We start from the raw sequence: 5,486 nt of genomic DNA on the forward strand, positions 1-5,486 counted from the left end.
GCTGGTCAGGCTGGTACGCAGGAGCACGGCCATCGGGCCGTCGGGGGCGGTGCCCCATCGTTCGAGCATGGCACGCAGGTAGTTCTCGGCTGAGATGCCGGCCGGGCAGGCGACGGCGGTGCTCGGGCCTGAGCGGGGCGGGCCGTTCGCGCCCGACCCGTGGCCGGGGCTGGTCGAGGGGCTCATCGCGGAAGGCCGTCTGGACGAGGCCGAGAGCCGGCTCTCGGCGCTGGCCGGGCCGCAGTCGGCCAGGCTGCGCGGGCTCCTGCTCGCCGCCAGGAACGCGCCGGCGGCGGCCGAGGAGAGCCTGGTGGCAGTGCTCGACGTCGTCCGGGGCGGGGTGTGGCCGCTGGAGGAGGGCCGGGCGCTGCTCGACCTGGGGAGGCTGCTGCGTCGCACGGGCCGGCGGCGGGCCGCCGCGGAGCGGTTGCACGCCGCGCGGGCCATCTTCGGCAAGCTGGGCGCCGCCCCGCTGGCCGCCCGGTGCGACCAGGAGCTGGAGGCGTGCGGGCTGGAACCACCGGCCACGGTACGGCTGGGGCTGACGCCGCAGGAGCTCAGCACGGCGACGCTCGTGGCCGGAGGGCTGACCAACCGGCAGATCGCCCGCGAGCTGATGATCAGCGTCAAGACCGTCGAGTACCACATCAGCAAGATCTACACCAAGCTCGGGATCGGGTCTCGGGTCGCGCTCGCCGCCAAGCTGGGAGAGGTGTCCTGAACCGATCCATCGTGGGGGGGACGGTGACGCCGCGCCGGAGGAGGGGACTGGCGCGGCGTCACCGAGCACTGCCCCGACGAGCGAAGAAGCCGACCGGCCTGGTGTCACAGGGGACCGTCCCGGTGAGCGAGGAGACCGACCGGCCTGGTGTCGCACAGGGCCGTCTCGACGAGCGAAGGAACCGGTCGTTCCAGAGGCGGCGGGGAGGCCCCGCGGTTGCCGGAGGCGTCCCCGAATGTCACTGGTGGGCTGCTTGTCAGGAGCGACGGGTGATGGGCGATGATGGACTCCTCGGGTGATCGACGCGCGGAGGCCCAGGTGAGCCACATCACGACGCCTGCGTTCGAAGTCCGGGCCCGCCGTCACGACCGCTGCGTCGAGCTGCGGCTGGCCGGTGAGCTCGACCTGCTGCAAGCCCCGCTGCTGCAGCAGGCCGTCGACCAGTTCATGACCGAGACCGGGCTACCCGTCCTGCTCGTGGACCTCACGCGGCTGACCTTCTGCGACTCCAGCGGGATCCACGTCTTCGTGCGCGCCCACCAGCGCGCGCAGCGGGAGCACCGGCAGGTCATCCTGGCCGGAGCCGGGGGGCAGCTAAAACGGGCTCTCGCCGTGCTCCACCTCGACGCCTACCTCGACCTGCGGCGCTCACCGCAGGAGGTGCTCGACCACCTGGTCAGATCAGGATCCACGAGGTGACCACCGTGTCGCCCCCGTCGGGGGTGACACGTAACCGGAGCGGGCCGCGGGCCAGCGACTCGGCGGTGAAGCGTCCGAGGTCGTCGGAGCGCATGCGGGCCTCGCCCTCGCGCCGCTGCACCCCGATCTCGGTGGGGCCGCCGTTGAGCAGCCGTCCCACCATCCTGGTGCCGCCCGCCGCGTCCGTCAGCTCCAGTTCCAGCACGACGCCGCCCCCTTCGAAGGTGAGCATCCGCGGCTGGGCGGCCCCTCTGACCCGGGTCGCCGGTTCGGCGTCGGACGAGTCGAAGGTGAGCTCGGCCAGCTCGGCGTCGAGCGTCCTGAGCGTGAACGCCTGCATGGCGTGTTCGAACAACTCAGGCGGGACGGGATCGAGCAGGTCGGCGATCGCGCGCAGTTCCTCTTCCAGTTCGAAGCCATCGTCCATAACAGTCATCCGGGAATCCCGGTCACTCCCCGTCGTCCGATGAGGACTGCCAGCCGTTTGAGGCAACGTCCCCTGATGGGGCCGACGCTGCCGACGGCGATGCCGAGCCCCGTCGCGACCTCCTGGTAGGTGGGTCGCGGCGAGGCGATGAGGATGCGCAGCAGGCGGCGGCAGCGTTCTCCCAGTTCCTGGAAGGCGCTCCACACCAGTTCCTCTCGCCGCGCTTCGTCGCGCGCCTCCTCCGCCTCGATGAACAGCAGTTCGGGCGTGCGCTCGTCGATGTCGAGCCCCAGCAGTTCCACGTCACCGACGGGTGTGGCTCGCCCGCTGGTGCGGATCACGCGCAGGGCTTCGTGCCTGGCGGTGCTGGCCAGCCAGGCGCCTACTCGCTCCGGGTCCCTGATCCTGGTCAGGTGCTCGGCCAACCGGAACCATGTCGTCTGGCAGACGTCCTGGGCGTCGGCGCTGTTCGCGAGGTGGGCCCTGGCCACGCCCCACACCAGCCCGGTGTAGCGCTGGTACAGCTCCAGCCACGCCTCGGCGTCACCCCCTGCGGCAGCCTTGACGAGGGTTCCGGTGTCGTCCACGGCGGCGGTCCTTCCCTCACTTCGAGCGGGAATGACATGATATTTCGTGGCAGACCGCAGGACGGGGAACCGGAGAATCATGAGCCGCTGAGATCCGGCACGGGCACCCGTCCCTCCACGACGTCGAGGGCCGCCTGCCGGGAGCCGACGCCGGTCTCCGACATGCGGGCTGCGATCAGTCCGGCGATCACCGGCGTCGCGAACGAGGTGCCGCTCCACGCCGACAGCCCGGTGAACTTCTCCTTGTCGCCCGAGCTGAAGGGCGCGACGCAGGTGCAGCCGGCGTACAGCGCCGGGCTGGAGTGGCGGCAGGAGCCCGCAGCCGGGTAGTGGTAGGCGTACGTGCCGGACGTGAAGGCGTTGACCAGGCGCTCTCCGGGCGCGAAGGTCTTCACCCAGCTGCCGTGGTTGCTGAAGCAGGCCCGGCCGGTGCCGTCCTCGCGCAGCGCCCCGACCGAGACGACGACGTCGCCCTGCGCGTTCACCGGTTCGTCGGCGAACGCGGCCGGCCAGAACTTGCCGGTGCCGCCGTCGTTGCCCGCGGCCGCGACCAGCACCGTTCCGGGGTGCGCGGCCAGCTCGTCCACGAAGTCGGACAGGCCGGCCAGCGTCAGCGCGTCCTGGGTCCGGGTGCCCGCCGACAGGGAGATGATGTCGGGCCAGCCGTGCTCGTCGAGGATCTGCAGCAGGAGCAGGCCGAGCTCGTCCTCCATGATGGCGCCGCCGTAGGGGAAGCCGTCGTGGACCCGCACGTCCGCGGCGGGCGCGACGCAGCGCAGCACGCCGGCGATGAACGTGCCGTGCCCGACGTAGGGCTTGATGCCGCCGTCGGCGTCGACCTCGTCGAGAAGGGCGGTGACGTCGCCGCCGACCTGCGGTCCGGACGCGAGCCAGGGGTGGTCGAGGTAGTCGTGCACCAGCCCGGTGTCGATCACGGTGACCGTCACGCCCGCACCCCGGGCGCGGTCGCCGAGCGGCGGCCTGAGCGGGGCGGCGGTGGGCACCGGCTCGTCGCCCGGGCACAGGTTCACCCCCGCGACCGACACGAGGTGGACGGGCGAGGCGTCCACCCCGCCGGCCTGGAGGGTCTCGGCGACGCCGTGGGCGTCCCTGCCGGGAACGTGCAGCCTGCGCGTCCTGACGCGTTCGCGGTGCCGCTCCGGCGGCCAGACCACGGCGGCCGGCCCGGCGTCCGCGAAGTTCTGCTGGATGAGCGCCCTGGACCGGCTCTCGTCGTCGGCGCGGACCAGGACGTGGTCGGCGAGGTGGGCGTACTCGGGCCGGACCGCGGACCCGCGGGAGGCGCCCCGCGGCCCGGCCACGGCGCGCTGCCCGGGGGGCAGCGCCGCGTTCACCACGTCGAGCTGCCGCCAGAAGCGATCGTCGGGGGAGACGTCCGGTGTGCTCATGTTCGGTTCCTTCTCGGGAAGCGGTTACGTCCTGCCGGTAATGAGTGCAGACCCTCCCGGTTGATACACCAGACACGTGGACGTCTGACAACCTCCGCCCTACCATCTGTAAAGTGTCTGGAACGGCCCGTAGCTCCCTGATTCCGGCCGATCCGCACGACCTGCTGGCCATGGTCTTCGCCCGCCCCCAGGACGCGCTGAAGGCCGCCAGGGCCATGCTGTCCGGCGGGCGCGGGCCGTACGAGCTGTCGATCGCCCGCCAGGCGCTCGGCATCCTGCACCGGGAGTTCGGCGCGCCCGAGTCGGCGATCGTCGAGCTGCGCCACGCCGTGCGGCTGGCCAGGCGGGCGGGCTCGCCCGACCGCGAGGCCGACGTGCTGGCCACGCTCGGCATCGCGCTGCTGCGGCACGGACGCACCCGCCCCGGGCTGGCCGCCCTCGACAGGGCCGCCAGCAAAGCCGCCGGCAAAGTGGCCGACAAAGCCGCTGACAAAGGCGTTGGCATGATCGCGAGCACAGCCGACGGCACCACGTGGGCGCGGGTGCTGTTCCGCCGCGCCGGGGCCCGCTGGATCGTCGGCTGGCACCGCGAGGCCCTTGACGACCTGAGCCTGGCCACCCCCGCCCTGCTCGACGCCGGCGACACCGTGTGGGCCGCCCGCGCGCTGACCCTGCGCGGCCACGTCAACCTGGCGCTGGGCGCGGTGGCGCAGGCCGACGCCGACTTCCGCGCGGCCCAGCGGATGTTCGCCACCACCAACCAAGAGCACGACTCGGTCGTGGCGGTGCAGAACCGCGGCGTCGTCGCCTTCCGCGCCGGTGACCTGCCCGTCGCGCTGGAGTTCCTGGACGAGGCCGACCGGCGCTTCAAGGAGCTCGGAATCCCGATGTTCGACCTGGTCGCCGACCGGTGCGCGGTCCTGCTCGCCGCAGGGCTGGCCCGCGACGCGCTCGAGCAGGCCGACACCGGGCTGCGCCAGCTGGCCAGGTTGCGCGGGCAGGCCACGATGCGGGCCGAGCTGCTGCTCATCGCCGCCAGGGCCGCGCTCGCCGCCGACGACCCCGCCGCCGCGAGGAGCCGCGCGGAGGAGGCCATCGGGCTGTTCGCCGGGCAGCGCCGCGCCTGGTGGGCCGAGCACGCCCGGCTCATCCTCGTCCAGGCGGGGCTCGCGGAGGGCGGGGCGTCGCCGAAGGTGCTGGCCGACGCCCGGCGGCTGGCCGCCAGGCTCGCCAGGCTGGGCTCGCCCGAGGTGTGGCAGGCGCACCTGCTCGCGGGCCGTGCCGCGCTCGCGCTGGGCCGGGGGCGCCAGGCCGAGGAGCATCTGTCGGCCGCGGCGTCGGTCAGGCACCGGGGGCCGGCGACGTCCAGGGCGGGCGGCTGGCTGGCCGAGGCGCTGCGCGCCGAGGCGGCAGGGCAGTCGCGCCGCCTGCTGCGTGCCTGCCGGGCCGGGCTGGCGCTCATCGAGGAGCACCGGCTCACGCTCGGCTCCTCGGAGCTGCGCGCCCTGGTGACCACGCAGGGCGCCGAGCTGGCCACGCTGGCCCGGCGGCAGTCGCTGCGCTCCGGCGGCAGCCGCGACCTGCTGGCCTGGACCGAGCGGTGGCGGGCCACCGCGCTGGCCGTGCCCGCCGTCCGCCCGCCG

6 protein-coding genes are annotated in these 5,486 nt (G+C 73.6%); 3 read left to right on the forward strand and 3 right to left on the reverse strand.

Translation table 11 applies throughout. From position 1 onward, the window contains the following. Positions 1-94: 94 nt before the first annotated feature. Together ABZ297_RS46060 and ABZ297_RS46065 are read left to right on the forward strand one after the other, a co-directional pair. Entirely contained in the window at positions 95-721 is a 627-nt protein-coding gene (locus tag ABZ297_RS46060; protein WP_355360720.1) for a helix-turn-helix transcriptional regulator, read from the forward strand. A gap of 318 nt (positions 722-1,039) precedes the next feature. Further along, complete coding sequence (locus ABZ297_RS46065; protein WP_355360723.1) at positions 1,040-1,420, forward strand: STAS domain-containing protein; 381 nt, start codon at positions 1,040-1,042, stop codon at positions 1,418-1,420. Here the strand turns inward: ABZ297_RS46065 and ABZ297_RS46070 are convergent. The 3 genes from ABZ297_RS46070 to ABZ297_RS46080 form a co-directional block, all read right to left on the reverse strand. Further along, entirely contained in the window at positions 1,398-1,856 is a 459-nt protein-coding gene (locus ABZ297_RS46070) for a hypothetical protein (protein ID WP_355360726.1), read from the reverse strand. The two genes, ABZ297_RS46065 and ABZ297_RS46070, sit on opposite strands and share 23 nt — an antisense overlap. Continuing rightward, positions 1,853-2,434, reverse strand: a complete 582-nt coding sequence (locus ABZ297_RS46075; RefSeq protein ID WP_350813616.1) for a sigma-70 family RNA polymerase sigma factor — start codon at positions 2,432-2,434, stop codon at positions 1,853-1,855. The genes ABZ297_RS46070 and ABZ297_RS46075 overlap by 4 nt, the downstream gene beginning before the upstream one ends. Before the next feature lie 77 nt (positions 2,435-2,511). Next, positions 2,512-3,843 (reverse strand): S8/S53 family peptidase, encoded by a 1,332-nt coding sequence (locus ABZ297_RS46080; protein ID WP_355360729.1) that lies wholly within the window; start codon positions 3,841-3,843, stop codon positions 2,512-2,514. Positions 3,844-3,956: 113 nt separating this feature from the next. Here ABZ297_RS46080 and ABZ297_RS46085 point away from each other — a divergent pair. Next, positions 3,957-5,486 (forward strand): hypothetical protein (locus tag ABZ297_RS46085; RefSeq protein WP_355360732.1); only part of this gene is annotated, 1,530 nt, incomplete at its 3' end.

Source organism: Nonomuraea sp. NPDC005983, assembly GCF_040614375.1.
Lineage (GTDB): Bacteria > Actinomycetota > Actinomycetes > Streptosporangiales > Streptosporangiaceae > Nonomuraea.

What these genes read in the sequence shown, in the direction of transcription:
- ABZ297_RS46070 (WP_355360726.1), bottom strand. Translation starts at nt 1,856, where the DNA reads ATGACTGTTATGGACGATGGCTTCGAACTGGAAGAGGAACTGCGCGCG.
- ABZ297_RS46080 (WP_355360729.1), bottom strand. Translation starts at nt 3,843, where the DNA reads ATGAGCACACCGGACGTCTCCCCCGACGATCGCTTCTGGCGGCAGCTC.
- ABZ297_RS46060 (WP_355360720.1), top strand. Translation starts at nt 95, where the DNA reads ATGCCGGCCGGGCAGGCGACGGCGGTGCTCGGGCCTGAGCGGGGCGGG.